This window comes from Actinomadura chokoriensis (assembly GCF_039529475.1).
Lineage (GTDB): Bacteria > Actinomycetota > Actinomycetes > Streptosporangiales > Streptosporangiaceae > Spirillospora > Spirillospora bangladeshensis.
This window is the reverse complement of the sequence record NZ_BAAAMW010000004.1, coordinates 378,425-393,431: the sequence shown is the minus strand read 5'-3', so window position 1 is coordinate 393,431 and position 15,007 is coordinate 378,425. Positions and strand designations below refer to the sequence as shown.

At 74.4% G+C, this 15,007-nt stretch carries 13 protein-coding genes and 1 pseudogene; 4 read left to right on the top strand and 10 right to left on the bottom strand.

The window, feature by feature from the left end; translation table 11 throughout:
- Positions 1-19: 19 nt before the first annotated feature.
- Positions 20-1,246, bottom strand: coding sequence for a carboxylate--amine ligase (locus tag ABFX46_RS12520; RefSeq protein WP_346042005.1), 1,227 nt, complete (start codon positions 1,244-1,246; stop codon positions 20-22).
- 293 nt (positions 1,247-1,539) lie between these two features.
- Here ABFX46_RS12520 and ABFX46_RS43485 point away from each other — a divergent pair, with 293 nt between their 5' ends.
- Positions 1,540-2,676: a glycoside hydrolase family 26 protein gene (locus ABFX46_RS43485; RefSeq protein WP_428831247.1), complete on the top strand. Its 1,137-nt coding sequence runs from the start codon at positions 1,540-1,542 to the stop codon at positions 2,674-2,676.
- Between the two features lie 53 nt (positions 2,677-2,729).
- Here ABFX46_RS43485 and ABFX46_RS12510 read toward each other — a convergent pair.
- The 8 genes and pseudogenes from ABFX46_RS12510 to ABFX46_RS12475 all read right to left on the bottom strand — a co-directional run.
- Positions 2,730-3,722 (bottom strand): annotated as a pseudogene (locus ABFX46_RS12510) (glycosyltransferase); the annotation flags it as partial.
- Positions 3,715-4,833 carry a GNAT family N-acetyltransferase gene (locus ABFX46_RS12505; protein WP_346042003.1) on the bottom strand — a complete coding sequence of 373 codons (1,119 nt, stop codon included), beginning with the start codon at positions 4,831-4,833 and terminating at the stop codon, positions 3,715-3,717. The gene ABFX46_RS12505 and the pseudogene ABFX46_RS12510, both read right to left, overlap by 8 nt.
- On the bottom strand, positions 4,830-5,588 hold the full coding sequence (locus tag ABFX46_RS12500; RefSeq protein WP_346042001.1) for a YveK family protein: 759 nt from the start codon (positions 5,586-5,588) through the stop codon (positions 4,830-4,832). The genes ABFX46_RS12505 and ABFX46_RS12500 overlap by 4 nt, the downstream gene beginning before the upstream one ends.
- Positions 5,575-6,714, bottom strand: coding sequence for a glycosyltransferase (locus ABFX46_RS12495; RefSeq protein ID WP_346042000.1), 1,140 nt, complete (start codon positions 6,712-6,714; stop codon positions 5,575-5,577). The genes ABFX46_RS12500 and ABFX46_RS12495 overlap by 14 nt, the downstream gene beginning before the upstream one ends.
- Positions 6,711-7,391 carry a polysaccharide deacetylase family protein gene (locus tag ABFX46_RS12490; protein WP_346042148.1) on the bottom strand — a complete coding sequence of 227 codons (681 nt, stop codon included), beginning with the start codon at positions 7,389-7,391 and terminating at the stop codon, positions 6,711-6,713. Before ABFX46_RS12490 ends, ABFX46_RS12495 begins: the two co-directional genes overlap by 4 nt.
- Positions 7,363-9,030, bottom strand: coding sequence for a lipid II flippase MurJ (locus tag ABFX46_RS12485; RefSeq protein ID WP_346041999.1), 1,668 nt, complete (start codon positions 9,028-9,030; stop codon positions 7,363-7,365). Before ABFX46_RS12485 ends, ABFX46_RS12490 begins: the two co-directional genes overlap by 29 nt.
- A gap of 11 nt (positions 9,031-9,041) precedes the next feature.
- Positions 9,042-10,367, bottom strand: coding sequence for an O-antigen ligase family protein (locus ABFX46_RS12480; RefSeq protein ID WP_346041998.1), 1,326 nt, complete (start codon positions 10,365-10,367; stop codon positions 9,042-9,044).
- Positions 10,364-11,767, bottom strand: a complete 1,404-nt coding sequence (locus ABFX46_RS12475) for a sugar transferase (protein WP_346041996.1) — start codon at positions 11,765-11,767, stop codon at positions 10,364-10,366. Before ABFX46_RS12475 ends, ABFX46_RS12480 begins: the two co-directional genes overlap by 4 nt.
- 346 nt (positions 11,768-12,113) lie before the next feature.
- Between ABFX46_RS12475 and ABFX46_RS12470 the strand changes: the two genes are divergently transcribed.
- The 3 genes from ABFX46_RS12470 to ABFX46_RS12460 are packed head-to-tail and all read left to right on the top strand — an operon-like array spanning position 12,114 to position 14,562.
- On the top strand, positions 12,114-13,346 hold the full coding sequence (locus ABFX46_RS12470) for a L,D-transpeptidase (protein ID WP_346041995.1): 1,233 nt from the start codon (positions 12,114-12,116) through the stop codon (positions 13,344-13,346).
- 59 nt (positions 13,347-13,405) lie between these two features.
- Positions 13,406-14,053, top strand: a complete 648-nt coding sequence (locus tag ABFX46_RS12465) for a hypothetical protein (protein WP_346041994.1) — start codon at positions 13,406-13,408, stop codon at positions 14,051-14,053.
- Entirely contained in the window at positions 14,050-14,562 is a 513-nt protein-coding gene (locus ABFX46_RS12460) for a hypothetical protein (RefSeq protein ID WP_346041992.1), read from the top strand. The genes ABFX46_RS12465 and ABFX46_RS12460 overlap by 4 nt, the downstream gene beginning before the upstream one ends.
- Here the strand turns inward: ABFX46_RS12460 and ABFX46_RS12455 are convergent.
- The gene (locus ABFX46_RS12455) at positions 14,498-15,001 is read right to left on the bottom strand and encodes a GNAT family N-acetyltransferase (RefSeq protein WP_346041990.1); all 504 of its coding nucleotides are present in this window, start codon (positions 14,999-15,001) and stop codon (positions 14,498-14,500) included. The genes ABFX46_RS12460 and ABFX46_RS12455 overlap by 65 nt on opposite strands.
- Between the last annotated feature and the right edge of the window lie 6 nt (positions 15,002-15,007).

Below are 15,007 nucleotides of genomic sequence, written 5' to 3'. Positions count from 1 at the left end.
TCCCCCGTGTGTTGTGGTGTTACCTGGTGCGGAGCCGCTCGACCGCGCGGAGCAGGCTCCGCCGGCCCATCGCAAGGAAGGGCGGCAGGTCGTCCGCGGCGTACCAGGCGAACTCGTCGGCCTCGCGCAGCGGGCGGAGGGCTCCCGCGCGCAGCGGCCGCCGTCCGGCCGTCTGCTGGACGTAGTGGTTCTCCACCAGCAGCCGGCGGCCGGTCGCCGGGCTCGCGTCCGGGACGCGGCGGCCGGACTGGTGCAGGTGCAGGACGCGGGCGAGGTCGAGCCCGTCGCGGTCGGTGAACAGCCGGAACTGCGCGCCGATCCGCGGGTTGAAGTCGAGCAGGTGGTAGCCGCCGTCCTGGTCGAGCCGGAAGTCCAGGTCGACGAGGCCGCGGCAGCCGAGCTGCCGGACGATCCGGACCGCGAGCCGGTACAGCTCGTCGTTGGCGACCCACTGCCCCACGACCGTGTGCCCGGCCTGCGGCGGATGCGCGAGGTGCTTGCGGCCGGTGCCGCCGTACAGGCAGTCGAGGTTCGCGTCGAAGTAGCCCTGGAAGAACCAGTCGCCGCCGCCCGCCGGGACGCGGCGCTGCAGGATGAGCGGGCCGGCGTCGCCGTCGGGGTCGCGGTGCCGGGTGGCGGCGAACAGCCGGTGCAGTTCGCCGCGCGTGCGGACCAGCGTGGTGCTGCGCAGCCCGGTGCCGAGCCGCCACGGCCGCGACCACTTGGCGATCATCGGCAGCCCGAACGCGTCGGCGGCCTCGTCGACGTCGGCGGCGGACGCGGGGATCAGGCTGGGCGGGCAGGTGATGCCGTGCTCCGCGCAGGCGTCCCGCAGCAGGGACTTGTCGGCGACGCGGCGGGGGACGTCCGGGTCCTGGGCCGGGAAGGCGAAGCGGGGCCGGAGCGCGTCCGCGTGCTCGGCGACGAAGATGGCGCCGGCGTCGTCCATCGGGACGAGCAGCGTCTCGCGGCCGATGCGCTCGCCGATCGCGCGCAGGTGGCTCACCATCTCGGCCGGGTAGGCGGCGGGCGGCGCCCACGGATGCCCCCGGTGCAGGTAGCGGGAGCGGGACGCGGGGTTGGCCCGCCCCTCCATGATCGCGTGCACGGGCACGCCGGCGCGGCCGAGGCTGCGGATCGCCGCGAGCGTCCCGTGGTGGAAGACGTTGCGGTCGGTGCGCAGCAGCAGGACGGGAAGGCCGGTGTCGAGGCGGGTCCGCTGCGGGGTACGGGTGTCGAAGAACATGTGTTCAGGCGCATTCCCAGGGAAAGTGGCGCACGACAACCTTCCTAACGTAAATTCTCGGCCTGTTCCGTCCGGACGGCTTTTTCGCGGCGGACGTCCAAGGGCATACGATACGCATGGGAGCTGCGGATATCCATTCAGCCGGGCGGCCATTCGGACCTCGCCGGAAAAGGCCGCTTCCGTTCTGTCCGCTCCCTCCGCTTCTGGCCGCGTTCGCCATCGTGGTCCTGCTCGCGGCGTCCACGATGGTGACCTGGCTGCAACCGCAGGCGATTCAGAGATCACCGTCCTATGTGCCCTTGGGCGCATTTCTGGGCTCCGGTGCGGAGGGGGTGGCCCGGGTCGGCCGGTTCCAGCGGTGGCTCGGCTCGACCGTCACGGTCGGCCGCACCTACCTGCCGGGCGACGACTGGCACGAGATCGAGGGCCCGCACGGGCTGCTCACGCCGTGGGCCCGCTGGAAGGCGGCCGATTCGCGCCGGCTGCTGGTGATAAATGTGCCGATGATGGCCCCCAACGAGGCGTGGATCCCGGTGTCGGTGCTGGACTCGCTGCTGCGCGGCGGCGCGTCGGGCGCCTTCGACGCGCACTACCGGATCCTGTCCCGGCGGCTGGTGAGGCTGGGCGCGGGCGACGCGGTGATCGTCCTCGGCTGGGAGATGAACGGGGACACCTACGGCGGCCGGTGCGCGCCGAATCCCCGCGCGTGGAAGGCGTACTGGAGGCGGATCGTCGCGACCATGCGCTCGGTGCCGGGCGCGCATTTCCGATTCGATTTCGCGCCGACGCGGGGCCGGGACGCGGTTCCGTGGACGGAGTGCTATCCGGGTGACGACGTCGTCGACATCATCGGCTCCGACACTTATGACCAACCACCGGGCAAGTCGTTTGACGATTACGTGAACGAGCCGTACGGGCTGCGCGCGCAGGCCGATTTCGCGGCCGCGCACGGCAAGCGCATCTCGTTCCCGGAATGGGGCCTGTTCCGCAATTCCGACAACCCCGAATATATTCGGGGAATGCATGAGTGGATCATGTCGCACGATGTCGTGTACCAGTCGATCACCGACTACTGCCCGCACGGGGTCTGGTCGTGCGGCGGCAATCCGCGGTCGTCCGCCGCCTACCGCGAGCTGTTCGGCGGCGTGACCGCCCCGCCGCCGGCGTCGCCGCACGGGCCGTTCAAACCGGCACCGGGCGCGCCCGCGGTGCCGCCGCCGACCGCGCCGGCTCCCACCGCACCGGCCCCCACCGCACCGGCCCCCACGGCACCGGCGACGGCGCCGCCCGCCGACCCGACTCCGGCGAGGCCCGCGTGGACGAACCCGCCCGCCACGGCCCGCGCGTCCACCCGGCCCTCGTCGGGGGAGCCTCCGGCCACCTCGCGGGTGACGGCGGCGAGGAGCTCCAGGGTCCCCGACAGGTCGTAGGCGGCCGACGCGGCGGCGCCCGCGCGCCCCTCCCGCCCGGCGGCGTCGGGGCGTTCGAGGCGCGCGGCGATCTCCGCGGCGAGCGCGGCGGGGTCCTCCACGGGCACGAGCGCGCCCGTGCCCGGCGCGACGATCTCCGCGATCCCGGGGATGTCCGTCCCGACGATGGGGCGGCCCATGGCGAGCGCCTCCAGCGCCGTCAGCGGCAGCCCCTCCCACCGGGACGGCAGGGCGACGACGTTCGACGCGGCCAGCCAGTCGCGGGTGTCGTCCACCGCCGGGACGAACCGGACACCGGGCACCCGTTCGCGCCGCAGCCGCGCCAGGTCGTCGCCGTCCCCGATGATCGCGAGCACGGCGGACGGGCAGCGCTCGGTCACCGCCGGCCAGGCCGCGACCAGGACGTCCTGCGCCTTCTGCCGGGTCACCCGGCCCACGCACACGGCGAGCGGCACCCCGGCGGCCAGCCCGAGCCGGATGCGCGCGGTGAGCCGGTCCGCGCCGTCCGCCGGGGTGAACCGGGCCAGGTCGACGCCGTTGCGGACGAGCCGGTACGCGCCGCGCACGCGCGCGTCCAGGCCCTGGGCCTGCTCCCCCGCGCCGACGCAGACGAGCGCGTCGCTCCAGCGCGCGGCGAGCCGCTCCCAGCGGCGGCTGCACGCGGCCTGCCGCCCGGTGGCGGCGAGCCACGACCAGCCGTGCGGCTGGAACAGCGTGGGCGTGCCGCACGGGCGGCGCAGCAGCCGCCCGGCCAGGCCCGCCTTCGAGGAGTGCAGGTGGACGATGTCGGGCGCGAACGTCGCGACCACCCGCCGGAGGCGGAGCGCCTCCGCCAGGACGCCGGGGCCGGGGGTCCGCGCGGCGTCCCAGTTGAGCCACGGGACGCCGGCCGCCATGCACCGCTCGGGCAGGTCGCCGCCCGGCGGGCACGCCACCGCGACGCTCCAGCCGCGCCTGCGCTGGTCCATGGCCGCCTGCCCGACGTACACCGCGACCCCGCCGGCGTTGGGCTGGCTGACGTGCAGCACCCGCAGCGGCTCAGCCATGGCCTTCCTGCCCGCGGTGCCGCCGTGCCGACACGTACCCGCGGGCCTGCGCGAGGCCGGCGAACGCGGCGGCCGCCGCGGACCGCCCGAGGATGATCCGCTCGTTGCGGACGGGCGTCGGCCGCCATTTCAGCTTGTACGGCTCGTCGCCGCGCAGCAGGCTGACGCCCTGCCGGTGCCGGTCCCGCGCGATGGCGAGGTTCTGCCGCAGCATCATCAGCGAGACGTCCACGCAGGCGCGCAGGTCCGGGATCGCGCCGTACAGGTAGGCGCCGACGTACCGGTGGCCGATGAGCACCAGGTCGCTGGCGACGAGCCGGTCGTCCCAGGTGTACCGTATGATGGCGGCGCGCCCGTCGCGGACCATCCCGGGCGCGGCCTCGGCCAGGTGCCGGCGGAACCGCTCCCGCGTGTGCTCGGGGTTGATCGGACGGCCCGCCCACTGGAGGGCGTGCAGGTCGAGCAGGGCGTGGACGGCCTCCGCCGCCCGCTCCGGCGGGGTGCTCTCGGCCGTGATGCCGCGCACGTCGACCTTGCGGAGCTTGGCGCGCATCTTCCCGGCGGTGCGGCGCGGCAGCCGGCCGAGGACGTCGTCGATGCCGCCGGCCGGGAGTTCGAGGCACACCGACGACGGCGTCCGCCACGTCCGGCGCGGCCACCGCGCGGCGACCAGGTGCGCCACCGAGCCGGGGCGGACCTCGCACAGGTCGAGGGCGCACCATCCGCGCTCGTCCAGCAGGGCCCGCGCGAGGTGCGGGACGGCGCCGTCGGCGTACACGGGGTCGAGGAGGAAGTCGGTGAAGTCGCTCTGCTCGGCGGCCAGCGGGACCAGCACCGGGAACCCGTACCGGACGCCCGCCATCAGCGGCGCCGCCGCGACGAGCCGGCCCCGGCACCGGACGAGCGCGAGGCGCAGCCGCCCGCGCGTCCCGTACCAGCCCCACCACGCCCTGATCCACTCGTAGGTCTGGAAGGGCGTCGCGGCCGGGCTGCGGTCGTACAGGTCGCGCAGCTCGTCCGCGAGGCCGACGAGCGCCTGCTCGTCCCGGTGCACCTCGACCGACCATTCGACGGCCGGGGTCGCGAGCCGGACGGGCGCGATCGCGGTCATGACGTCACCTCCGCGCGCTCGGCGTCCGCCGGCTCGCCCTTCGCCGGTTCGGCGACCGGAGCGGCGACCGGAGCGGCGGCCGGCGGGGCGGCGGCCGGTGCGGGGACGGCCGCGTGCCGGGCCGCCGCGTCGCGCCGGGCACCGCGCCGACCGCTCAGCACGGCGGCGCTGAGCCCGGCGAGCAGGACGCCCGCGGCGGTCCCGGCGGCGACGTCCAGCAGCAGGTTCGGCGACGACGGGACGGCCGGCGGCTCGGCGAGCGTCATCAGCGCGACGCGGACGCCGGTGTCGGCGCGGTGCTGCGCCCCGTACCGGACGAGCGCGTCGGCGGCGGCGTTGGCGAACGCGGCGGCGTCGCGGGGCGTCCGGGCGCTGCCGGCCAGCCGGATCAGCGGCGTGTCCGGCGAGGTGGACGCCTGGATGTGCTCGCGGGTGCCGCCCGCGGCGTGCCGCGGCAGCGGGATCGAGGAGTGCTCCAGGGTCTCGGGGAGCGGTGCGAGCCGCCCGTACGCCTGCGCGAAGCTGACCGCCGCGGGGCCGGACTGCCCGTCCCCGGCGTCCACGACCAGGACGAACGCGGTCGCGGTGTAGGTGGTGGGGGCGAGCAGGCCGTAGCCGAGCCCGCCGAGGAGGCCGGCCAGCACGAACGCCAGGGCCGGGCCGAACCGCCGCAGGAACGCGGTGACCGGCCCGCGCAGGCGCCGGACGGCGGCGTCCAGCGCCCCGCCCTTCGGTTTCGGTTCAGGTTGCGGCATCTTGAGCCCTTTCTCGTAGCGGAACAACCCCGCGGGCGGCCGGCTCGGGCAGGTACAGCCGGGCGAGCTCGGCGGCCTGCCGGGCGATGTCGTAGCGGGCGACGACGGGCGGCACGCGCGTCCGGTCCCGGTCGCCGGCGCGGTCCCCGGCCAGGGCGCGGGCGAGTTCCGCGCTCCAGACCGCGGCGTCGGTGGGGAGGCGGCGGGCGCCGGGGGCCTCGCCGGGCGGGAGGTCGTCGAGCGCGGGGCAGGCGGTGTAGCGGACGGGCAGCCCGGCGGCGAGGGCCTCCAGCACACCGAGCCCGAACGTCTCCTGGACGGACGGCGCGGCGAGCACGTCCATCGCGGCGAGCGCGCCGGCGACGTCCGACGTCCCGCCGGTGAACACCACCGGGACGCGGAGCTCGTGCGCGAGCCGCTCCAGCGCGCCGCGCATCGGCCCGGCGCCGACGAGCAGCAGCCGGGCGCCGTCCAGCCGGGCGGCCGCCTCGATCAGCAGGTCGAACCGCTTGGTCGGCACGAGCCGCCCGACCCCGCCGACGACCGGCTCGTCCGGGCCGATGCCGAGCCGGCGGCGGGTCGCGGCGCGGCGGGCGGCGTCGAACGCGAACGCGGCGGCGTCGATGCCGTTCGGGATCACGGCGATCCGGCCGGGCCGCACGCCCCAGCCGCGCAGCCGGGCGGCGACCGTCGGCGACACCGCGATCGTCGCGTGCCCGAGCCGCTCGGTCGCCCGGTACAGCGCCCGGACGCCGCGCGTCGTCGCGCGCCCCTCGATGTGCCCGTCCCCGAGCGAGTGCTCGGTGGCGATGACGCGGGCCGTCCCGGCGAGGCGCGCGGCGATCCGCCCGTAGACGCACGCCCGGTACAGGTGGGTGTGGACGACGTCGTACCGGCCGCGCCGGATGAGCCGCGCGAGCCGGGGCAGCGCGGCGAGGTCGCGGTTGCCGCGCATACCGATCTCGTGGACGGGCACCCCGGTCCGGCGGATCTCGGCGCCGAGCGTGCCGGTGCGGGTGAGCGTCGCGACCTCGCACGCGACCGGCAGGTGGCGCAGCAGCAGCGCGAGCTGGCGTTCGGCGCCGCCGTGCTCCAGCCCGGTGATGACGTGCAGGACGCGGGTCACACGTGGCTCCGGCGCCGCAGCTCGTGCCGGACGAGCTTGACCCGCAGCCGCAGCGGCCCGTCCCGGTCGCCGATGTAGGTGCGCGGCAGCGCGTGCCGGGACGGCTCCTCGGGCCGGATGTCGCACGCGTGGTCGTATCCGGCGGCCCGCACCGCCTCGACCTCGCGGGCGGTGGCGTGCCCGTAGGGGTAGGCGAAGCCGGTGACCGGCGCCTGGACGATGTCCTCCAGCGCGGCGCGGCTCTCCTCCAGTTCCTCGCGGAGTTCGGTGTCGTCGGTCTCGGGGAGGGACACGTGGTGGCGGCCGTGCGAGGCGACCTCCATGCCGGCGCCCGCGACGGTCCGGATCTGGTCGGCCGTCATGAGCGGCTTGCGGGGGCCGTCGGCGTCCCAGGCGTTGTAGGTGCCGATCCGCCCCGACACGACGTAGACGGTCGCGCCGAACCCGTACCGCAGCAGCGCGGGGACGGCCCGGGTCGCGAAGTCGGCGTAGCCGTCGTCGAACGTCAGCCCGACGAGGCCGCGGGCCCGTCCGGCGGCGTGCGCGTCCAGCAGCTCGGCCATGGCGACGCCGCGCAGCCCGCGCGCCCGCAGCCAGGCGAGCTGGCGCTCGAACCGCCCCGGCGACACCGTGATCAGGTACGGGTCCTCATCGACGTGGTCGACCGAGTGGTACATCAGCACCAGCGGGACCGGCCGGATCTCCTCCGCCGGGTGCGGTTCGGTGGTTCTGGCCGGCTGCGCGGTTCCCGCCGGCTCGGTCGGCTGGCTCACTGGTCTCCCCCGATTCGGTCCGGCCGCGCACGCTGCGGCGCGACCGCAAAGCGATCCATGGAGCAACGAGGTCCGGTCCCGCCAGGACGATCAGGACCGCGAAGACGGCGGTGGTCACGAGGCCGCCCACCGCGAGCAGGACGAGCGGCGGCAGCCCGGCGGCGGCGTGCGCGGTGAGGCCGCCCGCCGCGCAGGCCCCGGCGGCGGCGAGCACCAGCCGGGACACGTCGGCGGCGATCCGGCGCGGCGAGACCGGCGCGATGCCGCGCCGCAGCCCGCCGAGCAGCAGCACGGCGGCGAGCGTGATCCCGGCGGCGTTCGCGGCGGCGAGCGCGAGCGTCCCGGCGGACGCGGCGAAGGCGCCGCCGATCGCGGCGGTCACCACGAGGCCGAGGCACAGCACCCGCGCCGGGCGCCAGGTCGGCCGCCGCTGCGCGAAGAACGCGCGGGCGGCGAGGCCGACCGCCGACTGCCCCCACAGCCCGAGCGCGTAGATCCGCATGATGGACGCGGTGCTCGCCGTGTCGTCCGCCGTGAACTCGCCGTGCTGGAACAGCAGCGCGATGACGGCCGGCGCGAACGCGATGAGGAACGCGCTCGCGCCCAGCACCATCGTGCTGGCGATCACGAGGTCCTGCCGGATGCGGCGTGCGACCTGCCAGGTGTCGCCGTCCGCGGACGCCCGCGCGAGCCTCGGGAACGTCACCGTCACGATCAGCAGCGACAGCACCATCGGGACCTGCGCGACCTTCTGCGCGTAGTTCAGGTGCGAGATGGAGCCCGCGGCCAGTTCCGAGCCCAGGAAGCGCTCGACGAACACCTGCGACTGCCGCGTGACCGTGTAGACGACGACGGGCGCCACCGCCGCGATCCCGAGCCGCCATTCGACGCCGTCCCCGCCCAGGGCCCGCACGGGCGGGCTGTCGCGCAGGCAGCGGGCGAACGCCGGGGCCTGGACGGCGATCATCAGCAGGCTGCCGGCGGCGACGCCGACGGCCGCGCTGGTGATCCCGACGACGCCGGACAGGCCCGCGATCAGCGCGAGGATGCCCACGTTGTAGGCGAGGTAGATGGCGGCGGGCGGGCCGAACCGGTGGTGGGCGCGCAGCGCCGCGCTCATGAAGCCGGCGACGCCGAACGTCACCACGGTGATCGCGGTCAGCCGGACGCACTGGACGGCCGCGGCGCTCTCGTCCAGGCCGGGCGCGAGGACGTCCACCACGACCGGGGCGGCGGCGATGAGCGTGACGGTGATCAGCGACAGGCCGAGCACCATGCGCGGCAGCGTCGAGCCCGCGAGCGGGCGCAGGCCGTCGCCGCGCGCGAGGAGCCGGGTGACGGCGGGGACCATGAGCAGCGCCATCGCGTCCTCGATGAGCAGCGGCGACACGGTCTCGGGGATCGTCCAGGCGACGAGGAACGCGTCGGTGCTGCGGCTCGCGCCGAACATGTGCGCCATCACGAGGTCGCGGGCGAAGCCGAGCCCGGTGCCCGCCGCGATGAGCACGCCCGACAGCGCGGCGGCGCGCCCGACGGAGTTCATCCCGCCGCCGGTCATTCCCGCACCGCCCCGAACGCGCGGGCGGCGACCGCGCCGACGACGATCGCGGTGAGCGCGCAGGTCGGCCCGCCGAGGTCCGCGTACAGGAAGTTGACGAGCAGGAACGCCAGCAGGCCGAGGCTCGCGAGCCACAGCGGGTCGCGGACGCGGCGGCGCGTCCACAGCCCGGCGACGAGCGCGGCGATCAGCGCGGCGAACCCGGCGAAGCCGACGATGCCCTGCTCGGACAGGAACAGCAGGTACTCGTTGTGCGGCGACAGCAGCGGCTGCCGCGTGTACCCGTTCACGGGGTCGGCGGTCTCGCTGCCCGACGACAGTTCGATCGTGGCGTAGGTGTCGCGGTAGGCCGGGAAGTTCTTCACGCCGACGCCGGTGACGGGGTGGTCCTCCCAGATCCGGACGGCGGCGGCCCACAGGGTGTACCGGTCGTCCACCGACTGGTCGGGATGGCTGATCGAGGACGCCATCGACTTGGACCGCTCGACGACGGCCTGCCCGCCGCCGCCCAGCACCGCGAGCATCATCACCATCAGCGCGGCGCAGCAGGTCAGCACCTTCACGGCCGTCCAGCGGCTGAAGACGGCCAGGGTGAGGACGGCGGCGGCGCCGAGCGCGAGCCACGTCCCGCGGCTCAGCGCGAGCGTGAGCGCGCCGGCCAGCACGGCGAGCCCGGCCAGCGCGGCCGGGACGGCGGCCGGGCCGCGGCCCGGCGCGGTCAGCGCGAACGCGGTCAGGATGAGGAACGCGAACCCCGCGACGATCGACATCGCCATCACGTCCAGGGCGCCGAACGTGCCGACGGCGCGGATGTTCTCCCCGCCCATCGACGCGCCGTTGCCGGTGGCCGACTGCCAGATCCCGTACCCGGCCTCCGCCAGCCCGAGGCCGAGCACCGACGCGAGGACGATCGCGAGGTCGCGGCGGTCCCGGACGAGCAGCACGACGGCCAGCGGCACCAGCACGAAGACCTGCAGGTCGCGGACGAACCCGACCATGCTCGACCCGATGTCCGGCGAATGCACGGTGCTGATCCCGAGGCCCGCGACCAGCGGCGCGAACGCCCAGAACGCCGCGCGCGGCAGCTCGACCCGCTCGATGGCCAGCAGGAACGCGGCGACCGCGACGAGCGCGCAGCTCGCGACGTCGCCGGCGGTGACCTGCACGCCGGGGCCGAACGCCTCCGCGCCCGGCGGGATGCCGACGCTCGCCACCGTCGCGGCGATCAGCCAGCTCGGCCGGTTCAGCAGGCTCGGCCGGGGGGGCCTGCTCGCCCGCCTCGGCTCCCGGCTCGGTGCGAGCGGCGGGGCGAGGACGGTCATCCGGCGTCCCGGCAGAGCATGGCCCGCGCGGTCAGCAGCAGGATCTTCAGGTCGCCGGCGAACGTCCAGTGGTCGATGTAGTGGTTGTCGAGCCGCGCCCGCAGCTCGATCGACGTGTCGCCGCGGAACCCGTGGACCTGCGCCCACCCCGTCATCCCGACCGGGACGCGGTGCCGCAGCATGTAGCCGGGGCAGGTGCGGGCGAACTGCTCCACGAAATGGGGGCGTTCGGGACGCGGCCCGACGAGGCTCATGTCGCCGCGGACGACGTTCCACAGCTGCGGGAGCTCGTCCAGCGACGTGTTGCGGAGGAAGCGGCCGACCCGCCCCATCCGGGCGTCGTTCTTGACCGTCCAGCGGGTGTCGGACTCCTCCTCGTCCACCGGCTTCAGCGTGCGGAACTTCAGCAGCACGAACTCCTCGCCGCCGAGCCCGATCCGCCGCTGCCGGAACAGCACGCCGGGGCCGCCCTCCAGCCGCACGGCCAGCGCGCACACGGCGAGGACGGGCGCCGCGACGACCAGCAGCAGGCACGCCACCACGACGTCCAGGGCCCGCTTCGCGCGCCGGGCGGCGGGGTCGCGGAGCCGCCAGTCGACCCGCGCGCACGGCAGCCCGGCGAGGTACTCGCGCCGCACCGGCGCCACCGGCACCACGTGCGACGGCGGCTGGACGAGCAGCGTCTCGCACGGCAGCCCGAACGACATGCGCAGCACGGCGTCCAACTGGTCGGGGTGCACGTCCTCGGCGACGACGACGAGCGTGTCGACCGAGTACTCCTCCACCAGCGCCGGGAGGTCGGACGTCTCGCCGAGCACCGGCGTCGACGCGGGACGTCCCGCCGCCACCTGCCCGATCGCCGCCAGGCCGAACTCGGTGCGGTCCCGCAGGATGTCGACCATGTGCGCGGCCGTCCCGCCCGTCCCGACGACGAGCGCCGGACGCGGCCGGGCGCGGCGGCACCGGTAGGTCCGGACGGCGGCGTTCATGAACACCCGGAAGCCGAGCGACATCGACGCGGACACCGCGACCGCCCACAGCAGCGCCGTCACCGGATGCGGCAGCAGCACCGCGACGACCGCGCCGACCACGAGCATCCGGGCGAGGAGCGCCGGCGCGTCGGCCAGCAGCGACGGGCTGCGGCGCGTCCGGTAGAGCCCGCCGGCGGCGTTGAACGCGACCACGCCCAGCGCGGCGAGCCCCGCGAGCATCCCGCCCCGCGACATGGAGACGCCGACGGCCATCGCCCAGCCGTCCACCACGGCGACGCACGCCGGGCAGAGGTCGGCGAGCGTCCGCGCGCCGCGCCCGGCGGGGACCAGCACACCGGCGGCGGCCGGCACGAGGTCCGCGGCGCCGGCGCCCGAGTCGATGGAAGGACTCAGCCCCTGGGCTCTCATCGCGCGGGTCCCTTCACAGCCGAGAACTCATCTGGCGGGGGCCGTCGCTGGCGGCCACGGTCCAGCATCGCAACAGGTCAGCGCGGGGACCGCCGCTTTTAACCGGCCTCACCACAGTCTTGAAGAGAAGATCGACGGAGCGCCCCGAGCGTCAGCGGACCACGAAAGATCCGCCGAATCGTCCCCCGGCGGCGAACCTTCGGGGGACGATGGACGTCCTACGTGATCGGACGCCGCCACACGCGCCGCCCCGCCCTCGGACGGGACGGGAATAAAGGGCCGTTCCGTAAGCGATCTTGTTGCCGTCCCGCGACCCGCGGGCCCGGCGGGCTTGTGAAGGAGAACGGTGCGAGGAAAGGCGTTGGTGCTGGCGCTGGTCCTGGGACTGGCGGCCGCATGCGGCGGCGGCGACGGGGAGACCGGCGGCGTCACCGCGAAGGGCGGCGACGACGGCACGCCCCAGGTGACCATCACCCCGGCGGACGGCAACGGCAAGGCCCGCCCCGACGAGGGCGTGACCGTCACCGCGACCGGCGGCGCGCTCGGCGCCGTCTCCGTCAAGCTGAAGGGCGAGGACGTCCCCGGCAAGCTGTCGGCCGACAAGACGAAGTGGCAGTCCACCTGGACGCTGCAGCCCGGCGGCCGCTACCAGGTGTCGGCCACCGCCACGTCCCCGAAGGGCAAGTCGACCACCGCGACCAGCGCGTTCCGCACCAGCCGCGCCACGGCCGCCACCCGCGTCAACAACGTCGTCCCGAGCCAGAACGAGACGGTCGGCACCGGCATGCCGATCTTCGTCCAGTTCAACAAGGCCGTCCCCGACAAGGCCAAGCCGCTCATCGAGCGCGCCACCGAGATCTCCTCGACCACCCCCACCGAGGGCGCCTGGCGCTGGCTGAGCGCCGGCGAGTCCTTCAACGGCCTCCCCTCGATGGTGTTCCGCCCGAAGCACCCGTGGAAGCCCCGCCAGCGCGTCACCGTCACCGTCCACTACGCCGGCCTGAAGATCGGCGACGACGTCTTTGGCGACAAGGACGTCACCCACACCTTCAAGATCGGCGACTCCCACGTCGTCAGCATCAACGCCAACACGCACCGGCTCACCGTCAAGAAGAACGGCCGCACCGTCCGCAACTGGGGCGTCAGCCTCGGCGTCGGCGGCGACGTCCAGCGCGACGGCGTCGACCACCTGCTCACCACCAGCGGCGTCCACCTCACCATGGACCACGTCCGCCTGGAGCGCATGCGCCCGCCGGGCAAGAAGAAGGGCGACCCCGGCTGGTACGACGAGAAGGTCCCGTGGGCGACCCGCATCTCCAACAGCGGCGAGTACATCCACCAGAACATGGACGACCCGTCCTGCCTCGGCAACCGCAACTGCAGCCACGGCTGCGTCCGCTCCCCCGCCGCCGACGCCCAGTGGTTCTTCCACTGGTCCTACCGCGGCGACATCGTCAAGATCACCGGCACCAAGCGCAACCTCCAGTGGACGAACGGCTGGGGCTACTGGCAACTACCGTTCACCAAGTGGGCCAACGGCAGCGCCCTAGGCAAGCCCATAACCACCACCAAGGCCTGACCACATCCGGAGCCATCGGCTCCCCGCGAAATCCATCCGCGCATTGACACAATGGCCGGATGGGCTTTCCCGACGCCGAACTCAAGATCGTCTCGCTCGTGCGGTACGTCGATGCCTGTGACCCCGCCCGCAGGCATCGCGACTGCCCCTACCCCGTCGAGCGGGACGGTACGCCCACCTGCCGCGAAGAGTGCCGCGAGGTACTCGCGTCCGCTCTCAGGCACGGCCGCGCCGCCGCGCCGGCCGCCCGGACCTTCGACGCCCGTGGACTGCTGCTCGGTGAGACCGGCCCCACACCGCACGTGCTCTGGCACACCTCGTCCCTGCTCCAGGTGCTCGTGGACGTCGCACAGACTCATCCTCTGCTCGACGACGGCACCCTCAACCTGCGGCGTCTCGTTGACGCCACGTCCGCTCTGGGCGCGCTCGGCTGCCGGGGCCTCGACCCCGACCAGGTCGTACGGCGCGGGCTCGCGGAGACCATGAAGCTCACGCTCGCCGGATGGCTGGAGCGCCTGGAGTTCTCGGACGAACCACGAGGCGATGACCAACATGCCGCGCGATGGCGTGCGTTCTTCCGCGGCGACGCCGGCGAGGCGATATCGCCCGGCGGGTACATCCAGGCGATCTGGCACGGGAGGACGTCGCCACCGCACTCGCCGATCGGGCGGTCGCCGGCGGCGACGCCATCGACCCTGCGACGATGACCTCGCTGACCGGCCAGGCGGTGGCGCTCCTGGAGGAGGGGCAGCGCAAGGCGGCCGCCGCCCTCCTGGACGGGGCGCGCAGGCTGAGGCCGTCCGACCTGACCCTGCAGCAGAACCACGCGTTCTGCATCCTGGTGGACGAACCCGAGAGGGCGCGGGCGGCGTTCATGAACGCCCTCGCACGCGACACGCGGCGGCCCGAGGTCGCCCTGTGCAACCTGGCGCTGACCGAAGCGCTCCTTGGCAACGTCCAGGCGGCGTTCGACGCGTGCGAACTGGCTTACACCACGGCGTCGGAGGCCGGGTCGGTCTACCTGTGGGTGCAGGGCGGGGACGGCTGGAGCGTCGAGAACACCGACGTGCGGCGGTGGGCCGCTCATCTCGGGGCAGAACTCGAGTTGTCGCGCGGCGCCACCGGCCGCTGGGCGCGGCGGAAGGCCCGCGTCACCCGGTTCGCAATGCCTTCCGCAAGTCCTTCATCAGCAGGAACAGGTGGAGAGGGTCCGTAGGCGACGGTTCGAATTCCCCGTTGCGCATGTAGAACCTCTTCGCCTGGTCGTCCTTGGCGTGGATCAGCAACGCCCGCACGCCGATCTCCTCCGCGGCGTTCGCCACTCGGACCAGCGCGTCCCTCAGCAAGGCCCTGCCGAGACCCTTGCCCTGGACCGTGGAGTCCACGGCGAGCCGCGTCAGGAGGATGACCGGGACCGGGTGGGCGGGAACGCCCCGGACGACACGTTCCGGGGCGTTGGCCCTCTCAACGCCACCGGTTGCCAACGCGTAGTAGCCGACCACCCTGTTCTCGGACGAGGTGGCGAACACGGTCGCCATTCCGGCCTTCTGATTGACCAAGGCGTATTTCTCGAGCCAGCCGTCGAGGTCGGGCCGGCCGCAGTCGAAGCCTTGGACATCGTCCTGCGCTGTCAGCTTGTGCGGTTTCGAGAACATGCGCGG

Coding starts and splice junctions, on each gene's coding strand:
- ABFX46_RS12520 (WP_346042005.1), bottom strand. CDS start 1,246: ATGTTCTTCGACACCCGTACCCCGCAGCGGACCCGCCTCGACACCGGC.
- ABFX46_RS12505 (WP_346042003.1), bottom strand. CDS start 4,833: ATGACCGCGATCGCGCCCGTCCGGCTCGCGACCCCGGCCGTCGAATGG.
- ABFX46_RS12500 (WP_346042001.1), bottom strand. CDS start 5,588: ATGCCGCAACCTGAACCGAAACCGAAGGGCGGGGCGCTGGACGCCGCC.
- ABFX46_RS12490 (WP_346042148.1), bottom strand. CDS start 7,391: ATGTACCACTCGGTCGACCACGTCGATGAGGACCCGTACCTGATCACG.
- ABFX46_RS12485 (WP_346041999.1), bottom strand. CDS start 9,030: ATGAACTCCGTCGGGCGCGCCGCCGCGCTGTCGGGCGTGCTCATCGCG.
- ABFX46_RS12480 (WP_346041998.1), bottom strand. CDS start 10,367: ATGACCGTCCTCGCCCCGCCGCTCGCACCGAGCCGGGAGCCGAGGCGG.
- ABFX46_RS12475 (WP_346041996.1), bottom strand. CDS start 11,767: ATGAGAGCCCAGGGGCTGAGTCCTTCCATCGACTCGGGCGCCGGCGCC.
- ABFX46_RS12465 (WP_346041994.1), top strand. CDS start 13,406: ATGGGCTTTCCCGACGCCGAACTCAAGATCGTCTCGCTCGTGCGGTAC.
- ABFX46_RS12460 (WP_346041992.1), top strand. CDS start 14,050: ATGACCTCGCTGACCGGCCAGGCGGTGGCGCTCCTGGAGGAGGGGCAG.
- ABFX46_RS12455 (WP_346041990.1), bottom strand. CDS start 15,001: ATGTTCTCGAAACCGCACAAGCTGACAGCGCAGGACGATGTCCAAGGC.